This window comes from Actinotalea fermentans (genome assembly GCF_007991475.1).
GTDB classification, from domain to species: Bacteria; Actinomycetota; Actinomycetes; order Actinomycetales; family Cellulomonadaceae; genus Actinotalea; species Actinotalea fermentans.
Window position 1 is genome coordinate 230,902 of sequence record NZ_BJYK01000009.1, and the last position, 21,698, is coordinate 252,599.

At 69.8% G+C, this 21,698-nt stretch carries 17 protein-coding genes and 1 tRNA gene; 3 read left to right on the top strand and 15 right to left on the bottom strand.

Features of this window, described 5'->3' with window-relative positions:
* Position 1: 1 nt before the first annotated feature.
* From rplC to AFE02nite_RS13090, 15 genes are all read right to left on the bottom strand, one after another.
* Complete coding sequence (gene rplC / locus AFE02nite_RS13020; protein WP_034243804.1) at positions 2-664, bottom strand: 50S ribosomal protein L3; 663 nt, start codon at positions 662-664, stop codon at positions 2-4.
* Positions 665-675: 11 nt separating this feature from the next.
* Positions 676-984 (bottom strand): 30S ribosomal protein S10, encoded by a 309-nt coding sequence (rpsJ, locus tag AFE02nite_RS13025; protein ID WP_019146773.1) that lies wholly within the window; start codon positions 982-984, stop codon positions 676-678.
* Positions 985-1,359: 375 nt separating this feature from the next.
* Positions 1,360-2,550: an elongation factor Tu gene (gene tuf, locus AFE02nite_RS13030; RefSeq protein ID WP_034243801.1), complete on the bottom strand. Its 1,191-nt coding sequence runs from the start codon at positions 2,548-2,550 to the stop codon at positions 1,360-1,362.
* A gap of 121 nt (positions 2,551-2,671) precedes the next feature.
* Positions 2,672-4,774, bottom strand: a complete 2,103-nt coding sequence (gene fusA, locus AFE02nite_RS13035) for an elongation factor G (protein WP_034243799.1) — start codon at positions 4,772-4,774, stop codon at positions 2,672-2,674.
* A gap of 53 nt (positions 4,775-4,827) precedes the next feature.
* Positions 4,828-5,298, bottom strand: a complete 471-nt coding sequence (gene rpsG, locus AFE02nite_RS13040) for a 30S ribosomal protein S7 (protein ID WP_034243796.1) — start codon at positions 5,296-5,298, stop codon at positions 4,828-4,830.
* Entirely contained in the window at positions 5,298-5,672 is a 375-nt protein-coding gene (rpsL, locus tag AFE02nite_RS13045) for a 30S ribosomal protein S12 (protein WP_034243794.1), read from the bottom strand. Before rpsL ends, rpsG begins: the two co-directional genes overlap by 1 nt.
* 579 nt (positions 5,673-6,251) lie before the next feature.
* Complete coding sequence (locus AFE02nite_RS13050; protein ID WP_034243792.1) at positions 6,252-10,127, bottom strand: DNA-directed RNA polymerase subunit beta'; 3,876 nt, start codon at positions 10,125-10,127, stop codon at positions 6,252-6,254.
* Positions 10,128-10,230: 103 nt separating this feature from the next.
* Entirely contained in the window at positions 10,231-13,737 is a 3,507-nt protein-coding gene (gene rpoB, locus AFE02nite_RS13055) for a DNA-directed RNA polymerase subunit beta (protein WP_034243790.1), read from the bottom strand.
* A 358-nt stretch (positions 13,738-14,095) separates the two neighbouring features.
* Entirely contained in the window at positions 14,096-14,482 is a 387-nt protein-coding gene (gene rplL / locus AFE02nite_RS13060; protein WP_034243788.1) for a 50S ribosomal protein L7/L12, read from the bottom strand.
* Between the two features lie 66 nt (positions 14,483-14,548).
* The gene (rplJ, locus tag AFE02nite_RS13065; protein ID WP_034243786.1) at positions 14,549-15,076 is read right to left on the bottom strand and encodes a 50S ribosomal protein L10; all 528 of its coding nucleotides are present in this window, start codon (positions 15,074-15,076) and stop codon (positions 14,549-14,551) included.
* Positions 15,077-15,599: 523 nt separating this feature from the next.
* Entirely contained in the window at positions 15,600-16,319 is a 720-nt protein-coding gene (gene rplA / locus AFE02nite_RS13070; protein ID WP_034243784.1) for a 50S ribosomal protein L1, read from the bottom strand.
* A 103-nt stretch (positions 16,320-16,422) separates the two neighbouring features.
* Positions 16,423-16,854, bottom strand: a complete 432-nt coding sequence (gene rplK / locus AFE02nite_RS13075; RefSeq protein ID WP_034243782.1) for a 50S ribosomal protein L11 — start codon at positions 16,852-16,854, stop codon at positions 16,423-16,425.
* A gap of 91 nt (positions 16,855-16,945) precedes the next feature.
* Positions 16,946-17,740 (bottom strand): transcription termination/antitermination protein NusG, encoded by a 795-nt coding sequence (gene nusG / locus AFE02nite_RS13080; protein WP_034243780.1) that lies wholly within the window; start codon positions 17,738-17,740, stop codon positions 16,946-16,948.
* 111 nt (positions 17,741-17,851) lie between these two features.
* Complete coding sequence (gene secE / locus AFE02nite_RS13085; RefSeq protein ID WP_034243778.1) at positions 17,852-18,136, bottom strand: preprotein translocase subunit SecE; 285 nt, start codon at positions 18,134-18,136, stop codon at positions 17,852-17,854.
* 79 nt (positions 18,137-18,215) lie between these two features.
* A tRNA-Trp gene (locus tag AFE02nite_RS13090) sits at positions 18,216-18,288 on the bottom strand.
* 201 nt (positions 18,289-18,489) lie between these two features.
* On the opposite strand from AFE02nite_RS13090, the gene AFE02nite_RS13095 reads away from it, so the two are divergent.
* From AFE02nite_RS13095 to AFE02nite_RS13105, 3 genes are all read left to right on the top strand, one after another.
* A complete protein-coding gene (locus tag AFE02nite_RS13095) occupies positions 18,490-19,728 on the top strand; it encodes a pyridoxal phosphate-dependent aminotransferase (protein WP_034243776.1) in 1,239 nt (412 codons plus the stop codon).
* A gap of 94 nt (positions 19,729-19,822) precedes the next feature.
* Positions 19,823-20,800 carry an ABC transporter ATP-binding protein gene (locus AFE02nite_RS13100; RefSeq protein ID WP_146819794.1) on the top strand — a complete coding sequence of 326 codons (978 nt, stop codon included), beginning with the start codon at positions 19,823-19,825 and terminating at the stop codon, positions 20,798-20,800.
* The gene (locus tag AFE02nite_RS13105; RefSeq protein WP_034243774.1) at positions 20,797-21,660 is read left to right on the top strand and encodes an ABC transporter permease; all 864 of its coding nucleotides are present in this window, start codon (positions 20,797-20,799) and stop codon (positions 21,658-21,660) included. The genes AFE02nite_RS13100 and AFE02nite_RS13105 overlap by 4 nt, the downstream gene beginning before the upstream one ends.
* The last annotated feature ends 38 nt before the right edge of the window (positions 21,661-21,698 follow it).

Sequence of the window (21,698 nt, forward strand, 5' to 3'; positions counted from 1 at the left end):
CTCACGCCCCCTTCGCGGCCGTGCGGACGAGGACGACGCCGCCCTTGGGGCCGGGAACGGCACCCTTGACGAGCAGGAGACCCCGCTCGGCGTCGACCGCGTGAACAGTCAGGTTCTGGGTGGTCTGCCGCACGTTGCCCATGCGACCGGCCATGCGCAGGCCCTTGAAGACGCGGGACGGAGTGGCCGCCGCGCCGATCGAACCGGGCTTGCGGTGGTTGCGGTGCGAACCGTGCGAGGCGCTCACGCCGGCGAAGCCGTGACGCTTCATGACACCGGCGAAGCCCTTGCCCTTCGTGGTGCCGATGACGTCGACGACCTGGCCCGCTGTGAAGGCCTCCGCGGTCAGCTCCTGACCGAGCGAGTACTCGCCGGCGTCGGTGGTGCGGATCTCCGTCACGTGGCGGCGCGGCGTCACACCGGCCTTCTCGAAGTGGCCCTTGAGGGGCTGCGTGACCTTGCGCGGGTCGATCTGACCGTAGGCGAGCTGGACCGCTGCGTAGCCGTCCTTCTCGCCGGTGCGCACCTGCGTCACGACGTTGGTGCCGACCTCGACGACGGTGACCGGAACGAGGCGCCCGGCCTCGTCCCACACCTGCGTCATGCCGAGCTTGGTGCCCAGCAGCGCCGTGACGGCGCGCTGGTTCTGGGGAAGGGTCGTCATCTCGATCTCCCTCAGAGCTTGATCTCGATGTTCACGTCAGCCGGCAGGTCGAGTCGCATGAGCGAGTCCACCGCCTTCGGCGTGGGGTCGATGATGTCGATCAGGCGCTTGTGCGTGCGCATCTCGAAGTGCTCGCGGCTGTCCTTGTACTTGTGCGGCGACCGGATGACGACGAAAACGTTCTTCTCGGTCGGCAGCGGCACCGGACCAACGACCGTCGCGCCTGCGCGCGTCACCGTGTCGACGATCTTGCGCGCCGAGCTGTCGATGACCTCGTGGTCGTAGGACTTGAGCCGGATGCGGATCTTCTGTCCCGCCATGGCGTCGTCTGACTCTCTCTCTCGAACCGCTGTGGCCGACCCCCGCACTCGGGCGTGTCGCGAATCGCGACGCACCTCCGCGCTGCGCACCGCGAGGTACGAGGTCGTTGGATGCTGTGTGGCACCGCGCCCGGAGGCGCAGCGATCCACTGGCGTCTGTCGTGCTTGGCCGGTTCGCCACCTGCACGCGCACGCGCGTCCAGGTCTCGGCGGTCGCCGGGCAACCGGAACAGTGTGCCAGACGTCGGGGGCCAATACCAAACCGCCTGCCCTTCCCCGGCGCTCGACGCGCCGGGGCGGGCGGGGCGCCGGTCCGGACGGGTCCGGGCCGGCATGGCGCGGCCCGGGCTCAGCGAGCCCGGGCCGCGCAGTGCCTCACTTGAGGATCTTGGTCACTCGACCGGAGCCGACGGTCCGGCCACCCTCACGGATGGCGAAGCCGAGGCCCTCCTCCATGGCGATCGGCTGGATCAGCTCGACCGTCATCTCGGTGTTGTCGCCGGGCATGACCATCTCGGTGCCCTCGGGCAGCGTGATGACGCCGGTGACGTCCGTGGTCCGGAAGTAGAACTGCGGACGGTAGTTCGAGTAGAACGGGTTGTGGCGGCCGCCCTCGTCCTTGGCCAGGACGTAGACCTGGGCCTCGAAGTTGGTGTGCGGGGTGATGGTGCCGGGCTTGGCCACGACCTGGCCGCGCTCGACCTCCTCACGCTTGATGCCACGGAGCAGCAGACCGCAGTTCTCGCCGGCCCACGCCTCGTCCATCTGCTTGTGGAACATCTCGATGCCGGTGACCGTGGTCTTCTGCGGCGCGCGGATGCCGAGGATCTCGACCTCCGAGTTGATCGGGAGCTTGCCCCGGTCGACCTTGCCGGTGACGACGGTGCCGCGGCCGGTGATGGTGAAGACGTCCTCGATCGGCATGAGGAACGGCTTGTCCATGTCGCGGACGGGCTCGGGGATCGACTCGTCGACGGCCTCGAGGAGCTCCTCGACCGACTTCGTCCACTTCGGGTCACCCTCGAGGGCCTTGAGGCCGGACACGCGCACGACCGGCGCGTTGTCGCCGTCGAAGCCCTGCGAGGACAGCAGCTCGCGGACCTCCATCTCGACGAGCTCGAGGATCTCCTCGTCGTCGACCATGTCGGACTTGTTCAGCGCGACCAGCAGGTAGGGGACGCCGACCTGACGGGCGAGCAGGACGTGCTCACGCGTCTGGGCCATCGGGCCGTCGGTGGCGGCGACCACGAGGATCGCACCGTCCATCTGCGCGGCACCGGTGATCATGTTCTTGATGTAGTCGGCGTGACCCGGCGCGTCGACGTGAGCGTAGTGGCGCTTCTCGGTCTGGTACTCGACGTGCGCGATGTTGATCGTGATACCGCGCTGCTTCTCCTCCGGCGCCTTGTCGATCTCGTCGAACGGCGTGAAGGGGTTGATGTCGGGGTACTTGTCGTGCAGCACCTTCGAGATCGCGGCGGTCAGCGTCGTCTTGCCGTGGTCGACGTGACCGATCGTCCCGATGTTCACGTGCGGCTTGGTCCGCTCGAACTTGGCCTTAGCCACGGGTGTCCTCCTCGGACTCGGGTAGTTGTCGCATTCTTGCAGGTGCCGGGTGACCCCTGCGGGGCGTGCGGGTCGCTACAGGTTGAGTGGTGTGACGGTACTGATGGTTCGACCTGTGGGACTACTCGCCCCGGGTCTTCTTGATGATCTCCTCGGCGACGTTCCGAGGAACCTCCGCGTAGCTGTCGAACTGCATCGAGTACACCGCGCGGCCCTGCGTCTTGGAACGCAGGTCACCGACGTACCCGAACATCTCGGAGAGCGGCACGAGGGCACGGATCACCTTCACGCCCGTCGCGTCCTCCATCGACTGGATCATGCCGCGGCGGGAGTTCAGGTCACCGATGACGTCGCCCATGTAGTCCTCGGGCGTACGGACCTCGACCGACATGATCGGCTCGAGAAGCGCGGGGTCCGCCTTGCGGACGGCCTCCTTGAGGACCATGGAGCCGGCGATCTTGAACGCCATCTCGGACGAGTCGACCTCGTGGTACTGACCGTCGAGCAGGGTCGCCTTGATGCCGACGAGCGGGAAGCCGGCGAGCACGCCGAGCTCCATAGCGGACTGGATGCCCGCGTCCACGCTGGGGATGTACTCCCGCGGGATGCGGCCACCGGTCACGGAGTTGACGAACTCGTAGAGCTCGCCCGCCGCGGCCTCCAGCGGCTCGAAGGTCATCTGGACCTTCGCGTACTGGCCCGAGCCACCCGTCTGCTTCTTGTGCGTGTAGTCGATCTTCTCGACCTTGCGCCGGATGGTCTCGCGGTACGCGACCTGAGGCTTGCCGACGTTCGCCTCGACCTTGAACTCGCGCCGCATCCGGTCCACGAGGATGTCGAGGTGGAGCTCGCCCATGCCGCCGATGACGGTCTGGCCGGTCTCCTCGTCGAGCCGCACGCGGAAGGTCGGGTCCTCCTCGGCGAGCTTCTGGATGGCGACCGAGAGCTTCTCCTGGTCGCCCTTCGTCTTCGGCTCGATCGCCACGTCGATGACGGGCTCCGGGAAGGTCATGGACTCCAGCACCACCGCGTTCGTCGGGTCGCACAGGGTGTCACCCGTGGTGACGTCCTTCAGCCCGATGAACGCGTAGATGTGGCCGGCGGTCGCCTCCTCGACGGGGTTCTCCTTGTTGGAGTGCATCTGGAAGAGCTTCCCGATGCGCTCCTTCTTGTTCTTCGTCGAGTTGAGCACCTGCGCGCCCGTGGGGACCCTGCCCGAGTACACGCGGACGTAGGTCAGCTTCCCGAAGAACGGGTGCGCCGCGACCTTGAACGCCAGCGCGGAGAACGGCTCCGTGGCGGAGGCCTCACGCGAGATCGGCTTCTCCGCGTCGTTCATCGCGTGGCCCTCGACGGCCGGCACGTCGACGGGCGACGGCAGGTAGTCGATGACGGCGTCGAGCATGGGCTGGACGCCCTTGTTCTTGAACGCCGAGCCGCACAGGACGGGGTAGGCCTCGCCCGAGATCGTGAGCGTGCGGATGCCGCGCTTGATCTCGTCGACGGTCAGCTCCTCGCCACCGAGGTACTTCTCGAGCAGCTCCTCGTCGGCCTCCGCGACGGCCTCGATGAGCCGGTTGCGGTACTCCTCGGCCTTGTCGACCAGGTCGGCCGGGATCTCCTCGATCGTGTAGTCCTCGCCCTTCTGCACCTCGCCACGCCACGTGAGCGCGCGCCGGTAGATGAGGTCGACGACGCCGATGAACGACGACTCGGAGCCGATCGGGATCTGCAGCGGGAGCGGCTTCGCCTTGAGGCGGTTCACGATCGTGTCGAGCGTGAAGTAGAAGTCCGCGCCGAGCTTGTCCATCTTGTTGACGAAGCAGATGCGGGGGACGTTGTACTTGTCCGCCTGCCGCCACACCGTCTCGGACTGGGGCTCGACGCCCTCCTTGCCGTCGAAGACCGCGACCGCGCCGTCGAGCACGCGCAGGCTCCGCTCCACCTCGACCGTGAAGTCGACGTGGCCCGGGGTGTCGATGATGTTGATCTGGTTGCCCTGCCAGTAGCAGGTCGTCGCGGCGGACGTGATCGTGATGCCGCGCTCCTGCTCCTGCTCCATCCAGTCCATCGTCGACGCACCGTCGTGCGTCTCACCGATCTTGTAGTTGACGCCCGTGTAGAACAGGATGCGCTCGGTCGTCGTCGTCTTGCCGGCATCGATGTGCGCCATGATGCCGATGTTGCGGACCTTCTTGAGGTCGGTGAGCACGTCCAGTGCCACGTGGTAGCCCTTCTGGGTGTCGGGTGGAGCCGGTCAGGATCGCGGCGCCGGGATCACCAGCGGTAGTGCGCGAATGCCCGGTTCGACTCGGCCATCTTGTGCATGTCCTCGCGACGCTTCACAGCGGCACCGAGGCCGTTGCTCGCGTCGAGGAGCTCGTTCATGAGGCGCTCGGTCATGGTCTTCTCGCGACGCGCGCGGGAGAAGTCCACGAGCCAGCGCAGCGCCAGCGTGGTCGCCCGGACGGGACGGACCTCGACGGGCACCTGGTAGGTGGCACCGCCGACGCGGCGGGAGCGGACCTCGAGCGCGGGACGCACGTTGTCGAGCGCGCGCTTGAGGATGACGACGGGGTCGGTGCCGGTCTTCTCGCGGGCGCCCTCGAGAGCGCCGTACACGATCGCCTCGGCGACCGAGCGCTTGCCGTCGAGCAGCACCTTGTTGATGAGCTGCGTGACGAGCGGGGAACCGTAGACCGGGTCGATGATGAGCGGCCGCTTCGGGGCCGGGCCCTTGCGAGGCATCAGCTCTTCTCCTTCTTGGCGCCGTAGCGGCTGCGAGCCTGCTTGCGGTTCTTCACGCCCTGGGTGTCGAGCGCGCCGCGGACGATCTTGTACCGCACGCCGGGAAGGTCCTTCACACGGCCGCCGCGCACGAGCACGATCGAGTGCTCCTGCAGGTTGTGGCCGACGCCGGGGATGTACGCCGTGACCTCGATCTGGCTCGAGAGCTTCACGCGTGCCACCTTGCGCAGCGCGGAGTTCGGCTTCTTCGGGGTCGTGGTGTAGACGCGGGTGCACACACCGCGCCGCTGCGGGCTGCCCTTCAGGGCGGGTGTCTTGGAGGACACCGACTTGGTAGCCCGGCCCTTGCGCACGAGCTGCTGGATCGTGGGCACTACGTCTCGCCTTCTGCTGGTCGTATGGTCGGCCGGGTCCTTGACCCGGTCATGAGGCCCGTCACCGGACCTGGTGCCTTTCGTCCCGCACCGACCCCCGCACCCGGGCGTGTCGTCCCCTCCGGGCGCGGCGCCGACCGCCAGACTGATCTGAACGGTGGGACCGCGCGGTAGGTGGCTCACCACCCGGCGCCTTCGCCGACCCCACCCCGACCGGGGCGGCATCCGACGCGGAGCACGCGCGAGGGCCCGACGGCGCGGGCACAGGGGCTCACGTTACCTGCTCCCCCGAGGGAGCGTCAAAGCGATCCGCCGTGCGCGAGCCCCGTCACGTCCGGGCCCACCAGGGGCAACCGCGCGTCGGGCCGCGGCATTCCCGGCAGGCCCTGGGCGCCTTCCTGGCGGAGACCCGCCGGACACCCGCCGGACGCCCGGCAGACGCCCGGGAGACGAGGAGAGGGGCCCACCGCATGGTGGGCCCCTCCTCGCCGGCGCGCGTCCCGACCAGTCCTCGCAAGGGACGCGTGCCGTGGTCGTCCCGGGCGGGCGGGTATCGGCCCGCCCAGCCCGGGACGCTCGTCAGCGCAGGTCGCCGAAGTCGATCTCGTCGAGCGGGATCGCCTCGCCGGAGCCCATGCCGAGCGGCGGGAAGTCGATCTCGTCGTACCCGAAGCTCGGGTAGAGCTCGGCCTTGGCCTCCTCGGTCGGCTCGACCGCGACGTTGCCGTACCGGGTCAGGCCGGTGCCCGCCGGGATCAGCTTGCCGATGATCACGTTCTCCTTCAGGCCCAGCAGGGGGTCGCTGCGACCGCTCATGGCGGCCTCGGTGAGCACCCGCGTGGTCTCCTGGAAGGAGGCCGCCGACAGCCACGAGTCCGTCGCGAGCGACGCCTTCGTGATACCCATCAGCTCGGGACGACCCGACGCCGGCTGGACGCCCTCGGCGATCGCCGCGCGGTTCGCGTCCTCGAACCGGCCACGCTCGGCCAGCTCGCCCGGCAGCAGGTCCGTGTCACCCGAGTCGAGCACGGTCACGCGACGCAGCATCTGCCGCACGATGACCTCGATGTGCTTGTCGTGGATGTCCACGCCCTGGCTCGAGTAGGCCTCCTGGACCTCGTCCACCAGGTGCTTCTGCGCCGCGCGCGGGCCCAGGATGCGCAGGACCTTCTTCGGGTCCACCTTGCCCTGGACCAGCTGCGTGCCGACCTCGACGTGCTGGCCGTCCGAGACCAGCAGGCGCGAGCGCTTGCTGATCGGGTACGCGATCTCCTCGGAGCCGTCGTCGGGCGTGAGGACGATCCGCCGCGTCCGCTCGGTGTCGTCCACCGCGACCCGGCCGGAGTACTCCGCGATCGGCGCCTCACCCTTGGGGGTACGGGCCTCGAAGAGCTCCTGGACGCGGGGCAGACCCTGCGTGATGTCCTCGGCCGACGCGACACCACCGGTGTGGAAGGTACGCATCGTCAGCTGCGTGCCCGGCTCACCGATCGACTGGGCGGCGATGATGCCGACCGCCTCGCCGATGTCGACGAGCTTGCCGGTGGCCAGCGAGCGGCCGTAGCACTTCGCGCACGTGCCGACGCGCGACTCGCACGTGAGGACCGAGCGGATCTTGACCTCGGTCACCCCGGCGGCCACGACGCGGTCGATGATCACGTCGCCCACGTCCTCGCCGGCCTCGGCGAGCACGGTGCCGTCCGGCCCGACGACGTCCGTCGCCAGGGTCCGCGCGTACACGCTGGTCTCGACGCGGTCGTGCCGACGGACCTTGCCGTCGGGCCCGGTGGTCGCGACGGGCAGCGTGAGGCCGCGCTCGGTCCCGCAGTCGTCCTCGCGCACGATGACGTCCTGCGACACGTCGACGAGACGCCGCGTGAGGTAGCCCGAGTCGGCGGTCCGCAGAGCGGTGTCCGCCAGACCCTTGCGGGCGCCGTGGCTGGCGATGAAGTACTCCAGCACCGACAGGCCCTCGCGGTAGTTCGACTTGATCGGCCGCGGGATGATCTCGCCCTTCGGGTTGGCCACGAGGCCACGCATGCCCGCGATCTGGCGGACCTGCATCCAGTTGCCTCGCGCACCCGAGCTGACCATGCGGAACAGCGGGTTGCCCGTCGGGAAGGACTCCTGCATCGACTTGGCGACGACGTCGGTCGCCTGCGTCCACACCTCGATGAGCTCCTGGCGGCGCTCGTCGTCGGTGATCAGACCCTTGTCGTACTGCGACTGGATCTTCGCCGCACGGCCCTCGTACTCCTCGAGGATCGCGGCCTTCGTGTCCGGCGTCGCGACGTCGCTGATCGAGATGCTCAGGCCCGACAGCGTCGCCCAGTGGAAGCCGCCGTCCTTGAGCGCGTCCAGGCTCGCCGCGACCTCCACCTTCGGGTACCGCTCGGCGAGGTCGTTGACGATCGCGGACAGGCGCTTCTTGTCGACCACCGTGTTGACGTACGGGTAGTCGACGGGGAGCAGCTCGTTGAACAGCGCGCGACCGAGCGTCGTCTCCATGAGGAGGGTGTCGCCGGCCTGGTAGCCCTCGGGGGCCTGGTAGCCCTCGGGCAGCACGACGTCCGACATCCGCAGCGAGATCACGGCGTTGAGGTCCAGGGTGCCCTGGTCGTACGCCATGATCGCCTCGGCGACCGACCCGAACGCGCGGCCGGCGCCGACGGCGTCGTCCTTGTCCGCGGTCAGGTGGTACAGACCGATGATCATGTCCTGCGAGGGCATGGTCACCGGACGGCCGTCCGACGGCTTGAGGATGTTGTTGCTCGAGAGCATGAGGATGCGGGCCTCGGCCTGCGCCTCCGCGCTCAGGGGCAGGTGGACGGCCATCTGGTCGCCGTCGAAGTCCGCGTTGAACGCGGCGCACACGAGCGGGTGCAGGTGGATCGCCTTGCCCTCGACGAGCACGGGCTCGAACGCCTGGATGCCGAGACGGTGCAGCGTCGGTGCACGGTTGAGCAGCACCGGGTGCTCCGAGATGACCTCCTCGAGCACGTCCCACACCTGCGGACGTGCGCGCTCGACCATGCGCTTGGCGCTCTTGATGTTCTGCGCGTGGTTGAGGTCCACCAGCCGCTTCATGACGAACGGCTTGAAGAGCTCGAGCGCCATCTGCTTGGGCAGGCCGCACTGGTGCAGCTTGAGCTCCGGGCCGACGACGATGACCGAGCGGCCCGAGTAGTCCACGCGCTTGCCGAGCAGGTTCTGGCGGAACCGGCCCTGCTTGCCCTTGAGCATGTCGGAGATCGACTTGAGCGGGCGGTTGCCCGGGCCGGTCACCGGACGGCCGCGGCGGCCGTTGTCGAACAGCGCGTCGACGGCCTCCTGGAGCATCCGCTTCTCGTTGTTCACGATGATCTCGGGCGCGCCGAGGTCGAGCAGACGCTTCAGCCGGTTGTTCCGGTTGATGACGCGGCGGTAGAGGTCGTTCAGGTCGCTCGTCGCGAAGCGGCCACCGTCGAGCTGCACCATCGGGCGCAGGTCCGGCGGGATGACCGGGACGGCGTCGAGCACCATCGCCTCGGGGCTGTTGTTCGTCGTCAGGAACGCGTTGACGACCTTGAGCCGCTTGAGGGCGCGCGTCTTCCGCTGGCCCTTGCCGTTCTTGATGATGTCGCGCAGGTTCGCGGCCTCGGCCTCGAGGTCGAAGGACTGCAGCCGCTTCTGGATCGCGGCGGCGCCCATCGAGCCCTTGAAGTAGATGCCGTAGCGGTCGACGAGCTGGCGGTACAGCGCCTCGTCACCCTCGAGGTCGGCGACCTTGAGGTTCACGAAGCGGTCCCAGACCTGCTCGAGGCGCTCGATCTCGGCGTCGGCCCGCTTGCGGATCTGCGCCATCTCACGCTCGGCGGAGTCGCGGACCTTCCGACGGGCGTCGGACTTGGCGCCCTCGGCCTCGAGCTGGGCGAGATCCTCCTCGAGCTTGCGGGCGCGGGCGTCGATGTCGACGTCCCGGCGGCTCGCGATCTCCTTCTTCTCGAGGTCGATCTCGTTGCGCAGGTTCGGCAGGTCCTCGGTCCGGCCGTCCTCGTCGACCTCGGTGATCATGTAGGCCGCGAAGTAGATGACCTTCTCCAGGTCCTTCGGGGCGAGGTCGAGCAGGTAGCCGAGGCGCGAGGGCACGCCCTTGAAGAACCAGATGTGCGTGACGGGCGCGGCGAGCTCGATGTGGCCCATGCGCTCACGGCGCACCTTCGAGCGCGTCACCTCGACGCCGCAGCGCTCGCAGATGATGCCCTTGAAGCGCACGCGCTTGTACTTGCCGCAGTAGCACTCCCAGTCCCGGGTGGGGCCGAAGATCTTCTCGCAGAAGAGGCCGTCCTTCTCCGGCTTGAGCGTGCGGTAGTTGATGGTCTCGGGCTTCTTGACCTCGCCGTGGGACCAGGCGCGGATGTCCTCAGCCGTCGCGAGGCCGATACGCAGCTCGTCGAAGACGTTGACGTCGAGCAAGGTGTCCTACTTCCTTCGAATGGTGTTCACCGGTGGCCGGTGGGCCGGAGGCCGGCTCCTCCCCGCGCGCGCCGGCGGGCGCGGGCGGGGAGAGCCGGCGAGGTCAGATCTCCTCGATGCTCGAGGCGTTCGGACGGCGGGACAGGTCGATGCCGAGCTCCTCGGCCGCCCGGTACACCTCGTCGTCGGACTCCTTCATGTCGATCGCCATGCCGTCGGAGGACAGCACCTCGACGTTCAGGCAGAGCGACTGCATCTCCTTGAGGAGCACCTTGAACGACTCCGGGATTCCCGAGTCGGGGATGTTCTCGCCCTTGACGATGGCCTCGTAGACCTTCACGCGGCCGGGGACGTCGTCGGACTTGATGGTCAGCAGCTCCTGGAGCGTGTAGGCGGCGCCGTACGCCTCGAGCGCCCACACCTCCATCTCGCCGAAGCGCTGGCCGCCGAACTGGGCCTTACCGCCCAGCGGCTGCTGCGTGATCATCGAGTACGGACCCGTCGACCGGGCGTGGATCTTGTCGTCCACCAGGTGGTGCAGCTTCAGGATGTACATGTAGCCGACGGCCACCGCCTCCGGGAACGGCTCGCCGGAGCGGCCGTCGAAGAGCCGGGCCTTGCCGCTGGCGTCGACCATCCGGTCGCCGTCCCGGTTCGGGTTGGTCACCGAGAGCAGGCCGGTGAGGACCGACTCGGGGACGCCGTCGAACACCGGGGTGGCGACGGGGTTGCCGGGCTCGCTGCGGACGGCGGCGACCGGCACCTCGGCGACCCACGCGGGCTTGCCCTCGGCGTCGGCGATGTCCCAGCCCTGCTTCGCGACCCACCCGAGGTGGGTCTCGAGCACCTGGCCGACGTTCATGCGGCCGGGCACGCCGAGCGGGTTGAGGACGACGTCGACGGGCGTGCCGTCGGACAGGAACGGCATGTCCTCGACCGGCAGGATCTTGGAGATGACGCCCTTGTTGCCGTGGCGACCGGCGAGCTTGTCGCCGTCGGTGATCTTGCGGCGCGCGGCGATGTAGACGCGCACCAGCTCGTTCACGCCGGCGGGCAGCTCGTCGCCGTCCTCGCGGTTGAACGTGCGGACCTCGATCACCGTGCCGGACTCACCGTGCGGGACCTTGAGCGACGTGTCGCGGACCTCGCGGGCCTTCTCGCCGAAGATCGCGCGGAGCAGGCGCTCCTCCGGGGTCAGCTCGGTCTCACCCTTGGGGGTGACCTTGCCGACGAGGATGTCGCCCGCCGAGACCTCGGCGCCGATGCGGATGATGCCGCGCTCGTCCAGGTCCGCCAGGACCTCCTCGGAGACGTTCGGGATGTCCCGCGTGATCTCCTCGGGGCCGAGCTTGGTGTCGCGGGCGTCGACCTCGTGCTCCTCGATGTGGATCGAGGAGAGGACGTCGTCCTGCACCAGGCGCTGGCTCAGGATGATCGCGTCCTCGTAGTTGTGGCCCTCCCACGACATGAACGCGACCAGCAGGTTGCGGCCGAGCGCGAGCTCGCCGTCGTCGGTCGCCGGGCCGTCCGCGAGGACGGAGCCGACCTCGACGCGGTCACCCTCGTCGGCCAGCACGCGCTGGTTGTACGAGGTGCCCTGGTTCGAGCGGCGGAACTTGGCGACCCGGTAGGTCGTCGTCGTGCCGTCGTCGTTGGCGACGGTCACCAGGTCCGCGGAGACCTCGGTGACGACACCCGGCTTGGTGGCCACGACCACGTCACCGGCGTCGACGGCGGCACGCCGCTCCATGCCGGTGCCGACGAGCGGCGCCTCGGCCCGGACCAGCGGCACGGCCTGACGCTGCATGTTCGCGCCCATGAGCGCGCGGTTCGCGTCGTCGTGCTCGAGGAACGGGATCATCGCGGTGCCGACCGAGACCATCTGCCGCGGCGAGACGTCCATGTAGTCGACCTGGTCGCCAGGGACGAGCTCGATCTCCCCGCCCTTGGTGCGCACGAGCACGCGGTCCTCGGCGAAGTGACCCTTCTCGGTGAGCGGGGCGTTCGCCTGGGCGATGACGTAGTTGTCCTCGTCGTCGGCGGTCAGGTAGTTGACCTCGTCCGTGACGCGGCCCTTGACGACCTTGCGGTACGGGGTCTCGACGAAGCCGAACGGGTTGATGCGGCCGTAGCTCGCGAGCGAGCCGATGAGGCCGATGTTCGGGCCTTCCGGCGTCTCGATCGGGCACATGCGGCCGTAGTGGGAGGTGTGCACGTCGCGCACCTCCATGCCCGCGCGGTCGCGGGACAGGCCGCCCGGGCCCAGCGCCGACAGGCGGCGCTTGTGGGTCAGGCCCGCGAGCGGGTTGTTCTGGTCCATGAACTGGCTGAGCTGGGAGGTCCCGAAGAACTCCTTGATGCTCGCCACGACGGGCCGGATGTTGATCAGGGTCTGCGGCGTGATCGCCTCGACGTCCTGGGTGGTCATGCGCTCGCGCACGACGCGCTCCATCCGGGACAGGCCCGTGCGGACCTGGTTCTGGATGAGCTCGCCGACGGCGCGGATGCGGCGGTTGCCGAAGTGGTCGATGTCGTCGGTCTCGACGCGGACGTCGACCGGCTCGCCGTTGCGCGTGCCCGGGAGCACCGTGATCTCGGCGTGCAGGGCCGCGAGGTAGCGAATGGTCGCCACGACGTCGGCGCGCGTGAGCACCGAGTCGGTCAGCGGCGCGTCCAGGCCGAGCTTCTTGTTCACCTTGTAGCGGCCGACCTTCGCCAGGTCGTAGCGCTTGGGGTTGAAGTAGAAGTTCTCGAGCAGCGCACGGCCGGCCTCGATGGTCGGCGGCTCGCCCGGGCGGATCTTGCGGTAGATGTCGAGCAGCGCCTCGTCCTCGGTGTGGACGTGGTCCTTCTCGAGCGTCTCGAGCACGGCCGGGAAGTCGGCGAAGTCCTCGCGGATCTCCGACTCGGTCATGCCGAGCGCCTTGAGGAAGACGGTCACCGACTGCTTGCGCTTGCGGTCGACACGGACGCCGACGGCGTCGCGCTTGTCGATCTCGAACTCCAGCCAGGCGCCGCGGCTCGGGATGATCTTCGCCGTGAAGACGTCCTTGTCGGAGGTCTTGTCGGCGGTCCGCTCGAAGTAGACGCCCGGGGAGCGCACGAGCTGGCTGACGACGACGCGCTCGGTGCCGTTGATGATGAAGGTGCCGTGCTCGGTCATCAGCGGGAACTCGCCCATGAAGACCGTCTGGCTCTTGATCTCACCCGTCGTGTAGTTCACGAACTCCGCGGTGACGAACAGCGGCGCCGCGTAGGTGAAGTCCTTCTCCTTGCACTCGTCCGGCGTGTACTTCGGCGGCTCGAACCGGTGGTCCCGGAAGGAGAGGGACATCGAGCCGCCGAAGTCCTCGATCGGGGAGATCTCCTCGAAGATCTCCTCCAGACCGGAGGCGGTGGGGACGTCGTTGCGGCCGGCCTCGACAGCGGCCGCGACGCGGTCCTGCCAGGCCTGGTTGCCGAGGAGCCAGTCGAAGCTCTCCGTCTGGAGGCCGAGGAGGTCAGGGACCTCGAGGGGCTCGTGGATCTTGGCAAAGGAGATGCGGCGAGATGCTGTGCGGTTCGCGATGGCTTCGGCGGTCGGAGCAGACGGGGTGCGCGAGGCAGCCAAGAGGGGTCCTTCCCTGCGGATCGTGTGCACGCGCGCAGCGTTGTGGCCTACCCTGCTCATCTGCCTCGCGGAGACCGATGGTCGTCACGAGCCCATGACGATCGGTTCGAGACCCGGGCAGCGCTCGGGACCGAGGGGCGGATGAGGGGTACGGGCACAAGCCAGCGCAAAGCGCTAGCGTACTCACCTTGGCCACCCCTGTCCAACGAGCAGCAGGTGACCAGGGCGCGTCGCCTTGACGGACGCCGTCGGGCGTCGCACTATCCCCGCCCGACGACACCCGAGGGCCCGCCCCCTCACGGGGACGGGCCCTCGGCGCGCGGCCGGAGCCGCGGGGTCGTGCTGGGTCAGGCAGACGTCACTTGAGGGTGACGGTGGCGCCGGCGCCCTCGAGCTGCGCCTTGGCCTTGTCGGCCGTCTCCTTGTTGACGCCCTCGAGGACGGGCTTCGGGGCGCCGTCGACCAGGTCCTTGGCCTCCTTGAGGCCGAGGCTGGTGAGGGCGCGCACCTCCTTGATGACCTGGATCTTCTTGTCGCCGGCGGCCTCGAGGACGACGTCGAACTCCGTCTTCTCCTCGACCTCCTCAGCGGCGGCGGCCGGGCCGGCCGCAGCGGCCACGGCCGCGACGGGGGCGGCGGCGGTGACCTCGAAGACCTCCTCGAACTTCTTCACGAAGTCCGAGAGCTCGATGAGGGTGAGCTCCTTGAAAGCGTCGATCAGCTCGTCGATGGTGAGCTTCGCCATGATGGCGGTCCTTTCGGTTGCCCTGCACGGACGGCAGGTGTCGGTGGTTGCAGACGCAGAGGGCCGTCAGGCCGCCTGCTCGGTGGCCCGCTTCTCGCGCAGGGCGTCGATGGTGCGAACGGCCTCGCCGGTCTTCGCGGTGAACATGTAGGCGGCCTGGAACAGCTTCGCCTTCATGGCGCCGGCCGCCTTGGCCAGCAGGACCTCACGCGACTCGAGGTCGGCGAGGGTCGTGATGTCAGCCGCGGTGGCGAGCCGGCCGTCGAGGACGCCGCCCTTCACCACGAGCTGGGGGTTGGCCTTGGCGAAGTCACGCAGGCCCTTCGCCACCGCCACCGGGTCACCGGTGACGAAGGCGATCGCGGACGGGCCGGCGAGCTGGGCGTCGAAGCCCTCGACACCAGCCTCGCGGGCCGCGATGGCGGACAGCGTGTTCTTCACCACGGCGTAGGTGGCGTCGCCGCCGAGGGCGCGTCGCAGCGCCTTCAGCTGGGCGACGCTCAGTCCGCGGTACTCGGTGAGCACCACCGCGTTCGCGGTACGGAACCGCTCGGTGAGCTCGGCGACCGCGGCTGCCTTGTCAGGCCTCGCCATGTCGATCCTTCCGGTAATGGTGCCGCTGGGCGTCCTACCGGGTCCTGACACGACGAGAGCCCCGGCGCAGGCACGGGGCTCGGTGGGCCCGACGTCGTCGGGCACCTGTGAACTCTCGCCTGCGCGGGCCTCCGCCGGAGCGGGACTTCGGTCGCTCCCCGGAGGGAACGGACGACCTGCGGTCTTGGGCGTCGTCCAGGCTACGCGACGTCGGGGCACTCCCCCAAATCCGCGCGCCAACCGCACGCCGCGACCCCGCGCGGCCGACACGGCCGACACGAGTGGAGCGCACCGGCCACGAGTGGAGCGCACCGGCCACGAGTGGAGCGCACCGGCCACGAGTGGAGCGCACCGGCCACGAGTGGAGCGTTCCCGACCCGACACGCCGGCGTGTCGGTCGGGAACGCTCCACATCGGTCGGGAGCGCTCCACACGGTCGTGTAGGGCGGGCGTGGTGCGGATGCGCGGAGGCCCGGACCGACGTGCGGTCCGGGCCTCCGGTGCGTTCAGGGCAGAGGCGTCGTCAGGCGACGTCCTCCTCGGCCATGAGGTTGCGGGTGCGGTTCGCGTCGAGCGGGACGCTCGGGCCCATGGTCGAGGTCACGAAGGCCTTGAGCACGTACCGGCCCTTCGACGCGGCCGGCTTGAGCCGGAGCACCTCCTCCAGGGCGGCGGCGTAGTTCTCGACCAGCGCCTGGTCGTCGAACGAGGCCTTGCCGATGATGAAGTGGAGGTTCGCGTGCTTGTCGACGCGGAACTCGATCTTGCCGCCCTTGATGTCGGTCACGGCCTTGGCGACGTCCATGGTGACGGTGCCGGTCTTCGGGTTCGGCATGAGGCCGCGCGGGCCCAGGACCTTGCCCAGGCGACCGACCTTGCCCATGAGATCCGGCGTCGCGACGGCGGCGTCGAAGTCGGTGTAGCCCGCGGCGACCTTCTCGATCAGCTCGTCGCCGCCCACCTCGTCGGCGCCCGCGGCGATGGCCTGCTCGGCCCGCTCGCCGACGGCGAAGACGAGCACGCGCGCCGTCTTGCCGGTGCCGTGCGGGAGGTTGACCGTGCCACGGACCATCTGGTCCGCCTTGCGCGGGTCGACACCGAGGCGGAAGGCCACCTCGATCGTCGCGTCGTACTTGGTCACCGACGTCGACTTCGCGAGCCGGATCGCCTCGAGGGGCGCGTAGACGCGCGTGCGGTCGATCTTCTCCGCGGCGGCGCGGTACGCCTTGCTGCGCTGTGCCATCTGCTCTTCTCCTTGTTCTCAGCAGTCGTGGTCCGGGCCAGCGCCTGGCCCTGCCACTGTGGTCGTCCCGGGCCGAGGTCCTCGGCCCGGGACGGTGCGGGCCTCAGCCCTGGACGGTGATGCCCATCGAGCGGGCCGTGCCCGCCACGATCTTCATCGCGGCCTCGATGTCGTTGGCGTTGAGGTCCTCGAGCTTCGTCTGGGCGATCTCGCGCACCTGGTCCTGCGTCAGCGACGCGACCTTGGTGGTGTGCGGGGTCGGCGAGCCCTTCGCCACGCCGGCCGCCTTCTTGATGAGCTCCGCCGCCGGCGGGGTCTTCGTGATGAAGGTGAACGAGCGGTCCTCGTAGACCGTGATCTCGACCGGGATGACGTTGCCGCGCTGCGACTCGGTCGCCGCGTTGTAGGCCTTGCAGAACTCCATGATGTTCACGCCGTGCTGACCGAGCGCGGGGCCGATCGGCGGGGCGGGCGTCGCCGCACCGGCGTTGATCTGGAGCTTGATCAGGCCGGCGACCTTCTTCTTCGGGGGCATGATGCCTTCCGTTCCTTCTCTGGGCCGACGCCGTGGGCGATGACCCGGTTGCAGTGCCCGACCGCGGTCGCGGACGGGCGGGACGTCGTCGTCAGATCTTGGCGACCTGGTTGAACGACAGCTCGACCGGGGTCTCCCGGCCGAAGATCGAGACGAGCACCTTGAGCTTCTGCGCCTCGGCGTTGATCTCGGAGATCGTCGCGGGCAGCGTGTCGAAGGGGCCGTCGGTGACGGTGACGGACTCGCCGACGGTGAAGTCGACGTCGATCGTCTGCGCGGCGGCGGCCTTCTGCGGCGCGGCCGCCGGCGCCAGGGTCGGCGCGAGCATCGAGAAGACCTCGTCGAGCGTCAGCGGCACCGGCTGGTGCGTGTGCCCGACGAAGCCGGTCACGCCGGGCGTGTGCCGGACGGCGCCCCACGACTCGTCGGTCAGGTCCATCCGGACGAGGACGTAGCCCGGGATCCGCACCCGGCGCACGACCTTGCGCTGGGCGTTCTTGATCTCGACGACCTCTTCCATGGGCACCTCGACCTGGAAGATGTAGTCCTCCATGTTGAGGCTCTGGATGCGGTTCTCCAGGTTCGCCTTCACGCGGTTCTCGTAGCCCGCGTAGGAGTGGATGACGTACCAGTCACCCGGGAGGCGACGCAGCTTCCCCTTGAACTCGGCGACCGGGTCCAGGATCTCGTCGGAGTCGTCCTCGGCGGCGAGCGGGGCGGCCTCGGGCTCGTCCGCGGCCTCGACCTCGTCGTCCGCCACCTCGGTGGCCTCGTCCTCGACGTCCGCGGCCTCGGCGGGCAGCGTCTCGTCGGGCAGCGTCTCGTCGGTGCCGTCCTCGGACAGCGTGGGGTCCTGCTCGAGCGGCTCCAGCGACTCCTGGGACACGAGGTGAACCTGCTTTCTGTCTGCTTGTCTGCGGTGCTCTTGCGGTGGGTACGGGGTCCGCCCGGGTCCGGCTCGCGCTCGCGGTGGCGCCCGAGGGCCGAGCCGGTGGCGTCAGCCTCCGAAGACCACCTGCGTGAGCGAGCCGACACCGAGGTCGACGAGGGTCACGAACGCCATCACGGCGGCCACGAACACGAGCACGGCCGTCGCGTAGCCGATCAGGTCGTTCCGGCTCGGCCGGACGACCTTCTTCAGCTCGGCGACCACCTGGCGCACGAACCGGGCGAGGCGAGCGAAGACACCGAGCTCCGCGGTGCCCTTCTTCCCGCCGGGGCGTGGCGCAGGGCGCCGGGTGCTGTCGGCGCCCTGGGCGCCTGCCCGAGCGGAATCGCTCACGTCTCGTTCCCAACGTCGAAGTGTTCGCCCGTACGGGTTCGCCGGTGCGAAGCCCCGTCCGGTGGACGGATGCTCAACGCAGGGCAGGAGGGACTCGAACCCACAACCGCCGGTTTTGGAGACCGGTGCGCTGCCAATTGCGCCACTGCCCTTCACAGCAGCCCGCCCCCGTCCCGACGTCCCTGGCGGGCGCGCCGAAGCATGGCGGACGGACCACCAGCGGTCGAGTGTACGGGGTTCGGGGCCGTGCGGTCGAACGGGCCCGCGACCGCCGCGTCCGGGCGCCCAGCACGCCCGGTGCCCACGATGAGAACTCCCTCGGCACAGCGCGGCCACTCTGCGAGGATTGCCGCGTGAGCCAGCCCACCGCCGCCAGCGCCCCGGCCCCCGTCCACCCCCGCATCTCGCCGCGCATCGCGCAGATCGCGGAGTCGGCCACCCTGGCCGTCGACAGCAAGGCCAAGGAGCTGAAGGCCGCCGGCCGGCCCGTCATCGGGTTCGGCGCGGGCGAGCCGGACTTCCCGACGCCGCAGTACATCGTCGACGCCGCGATCGCCGCGTGCTCCGACCCGGCGAACCACCGGTACACGCCCGCGGCCGGCCTGCCCGCGCTGCGCGAGGCGATCGCCGCGAAGACCCTGCGCGACTCGGGCTACCAGGTCTCCCCCGCCCAGGTGCTGGTGACCAACGGCGGCAAGCAGGCCGTCTACGAGGCGTTCGCGACCGTCGTCGGCGAGGGCGACGAGGTGCTGCTGCCCGCGCCGTACTGGACCACCTACCCCGAGTGCATCCGCCTCGCCGGCGGTGTGCCCGTCGAGGTGTTCGCGGGCGCCGACCAGGGCTACCTGGTCACGGTCGAGCAGCTCGAGGCCGCGCGGACCGAGCGCACCAAGGCGCTGCTGTTCTGCTCCCCGTCGAACCCGACGGGCGCCGTCTACTCGCGCGAGCAGACCGAGGCCATCGGCCGCTGGGCGCTCGAGCACGGCATCTGGGTGATCACCGACGAGATCTACGAGCACCTCACCTACGACGGCGTGGCCGCCACGCACGTCGTCGAGGTCGTGCCCGAGCTGGCCGACACCTGCGTCGTCCTCAACGGCGTGGCGAAGACCTACGCGATGACCGGCTGGCGCGTGGGATGGCTGATCGGGCCGGCCGACGTCGTCAAGGCCGCCACGAACCTCCAGTCGCACCTGTCCTCGAACGTGGCCAACGTCTCCCAGCGCGCCGCGCTCGCGGCGGTGACCGGCGACCTGACCGCCGCGGCCGAGATGCGCGAGGCCTTCGACCGGCGCCGGCGCACGATCGTCGCGATGCTCAACGAGATCGAGGGCGTCGTCTGCCCGACGCCGCAGGGCGCGTTCTACGTGTACCCGAGCGTCGAGGGGATCCTCGGCAAGACGATCCGCGGTCGCACGCCGACGACGTCGGCCGAGCTCGCGGCACTCATCCTCGAGGAGGCGGAGGTCGCCGTCGTGCCGGGTGAGGCGTTCGGGCCGAGCGGCTACCTGCGGCTGTCGTACGCGATGGGCGATGCGGACATCGTCGAGGGCGTGGGGCGCATCCAGCGGCTGCTGGCCGAGGCGCGCTAGCGATCGGTCGACGTCGGGGTCCACCGGTCGGTGGACCCCGGATCCCGACGGGCGGTGCTGTCGGCGGGGCGCTCGCGCCGACCAGGCTGGAGCCATGACCAGCCACCTCCTCGAGCCCGCAGCGCCTGCCATCAACGTCCGGGACCTGCACAAGCGCTACGGCGACAAGCACGCCGTGAACGGCCTCGACCTCGTCGTCGAGCGCGGCGAGATCTTCGCGGTCCTGGGCCCGAACGGCGCCGGCAAGACCACGACCATCGAGATCCTCGAGGGCTTCCGCCGTCGCGACAGCGGCCTGGTGCAGGTGCTCGGCGAGGACCCCGGCGACGCGGGCCGCGCCTGGCGCAACCGCATCGGCATCGTGCTGCAGACCGCGAACGACCAGGCCGAGCTCACGGTCGCGGAGCTCGTCCGGCACTTCGCCCGCTACTACCCCGACCCGCGGGACCCCGACGAGCTGATCGCCGCCGTCGGGCTCACCGAGAAGGCCGGGACGCGGACGCGCCAGCTCTCCGGCGGCCAGCGCCGGCGGCTCGACGTGGCACTCGGCATCGTCGGGCGGCCCGAGCTGCTGTTCCTCGACGAGCCGACCACCGGGTTCGACCCGGAGGCCCGGCGCTCGTTCTGGGACCTCGTCTCCGGCCTGCGCGACGGCGGCACCACGATCCTGCTGACCACCCACTACATGGAGGAGGCCGAGCAGCTCGCCGACCGGTGCGCCGTCGTCAAGGACGGCCGGGTCGTCGCGCTCGACGCCCCCGCCCGCCTCGGCGACCGGGTCGCGCGCCGCGCCGTCGTGCGCTGGCTGGAGGACGGCGTCGTGCGCGAGCACGCGACCGACACCCCGACGGCCGTCGTCGGCTCGCTCGCGGCGCGCTTCGCGCCGCAGGAGGTGCCCGGGCTGCAGGTGCTGCGCCCGACCCTCGAGGAGGTCTACCTCAGCCTCATCACCGACCACGCCGACGCCGCCGAGGACGCGGCCGACGACGCGGCCCTCGCCGCCGTCCCCGAGCGCACCCCCGCCGTCGCCCTCGCCGGGGCGTCCGTCACCATGAAGGAGCAGGTCCGATGACCGCCGTCGCCGACCCCACCACCGACCTCCGCGGCCCCCGGGCCGTCCGGCTGCCGTCGGCCGTGTCCGTCGCCCTCGCGCGCACGTCCGTGGAGCTGAAGCAGTTCTTCCGCGAGCGCGACGCCGTGATCTTCATCTTCGCCTACCCGATCATCATGCTGGCGATCTTCGCCACGGTCTTCGGGGACACCCCGATCGAGTTCGGTCCCGGCGACGAGGTCACCTTCGCGACCTACTTCCTGCCCGGGATGATCGCGACGGGCCTGCTGCTGTCCACGTTCCAGAACCTCGCCATCGGCATCGCGGAGGAGCGGGACAACGGCGCCCTGAAGCGCCTGCGGGGCACGCCCATGCCCGCGTCGGCGTACTTCCTCGGCAAGATCGGCTCGGTGCTCACGACCAGCCTCGTGCAGGTCGGCCTGCTGCTCGTGGTGGCCGCCACGATGTTCGACGTCGAGCTGCCGACGGACCCGGGCCGCTGGTGGACGTTCGCCTGGGTGCTCGTGCTCGGCACGGCGTCCGGCGCGATCTGCGGCGTCGCGTTCTCCTCGATCCCGCGCTCGGCGCGGTCCGCGAGCGCCGTCGTGACGCCCGTCGTGCTCGTGCTGCAGTTCGTCTCGGGGGTGTTCTTCCAGTACGACTCCCTGCCCGGCTGGATGCAGGACCTCGCCGCCGCCTTCCCCCTGAAGTGGCTCGCGCAGGGCATGCGGTCGGTGTTCCTGCCCGAGGGCGCCACGGCGATCGAGCCCACCGGCTCGTGGGAGCACGGGCGCACCGCGATCGTCCTGGGCGCCTACCTGGTGGTCGGCCTCGTCGTCGCGCTGCGCACCTTCCGCTGGCGCCGGCGCGACGACGGCTGACCATGATGACGCCCGGCCCCAGCGTCGGGGACGATGCG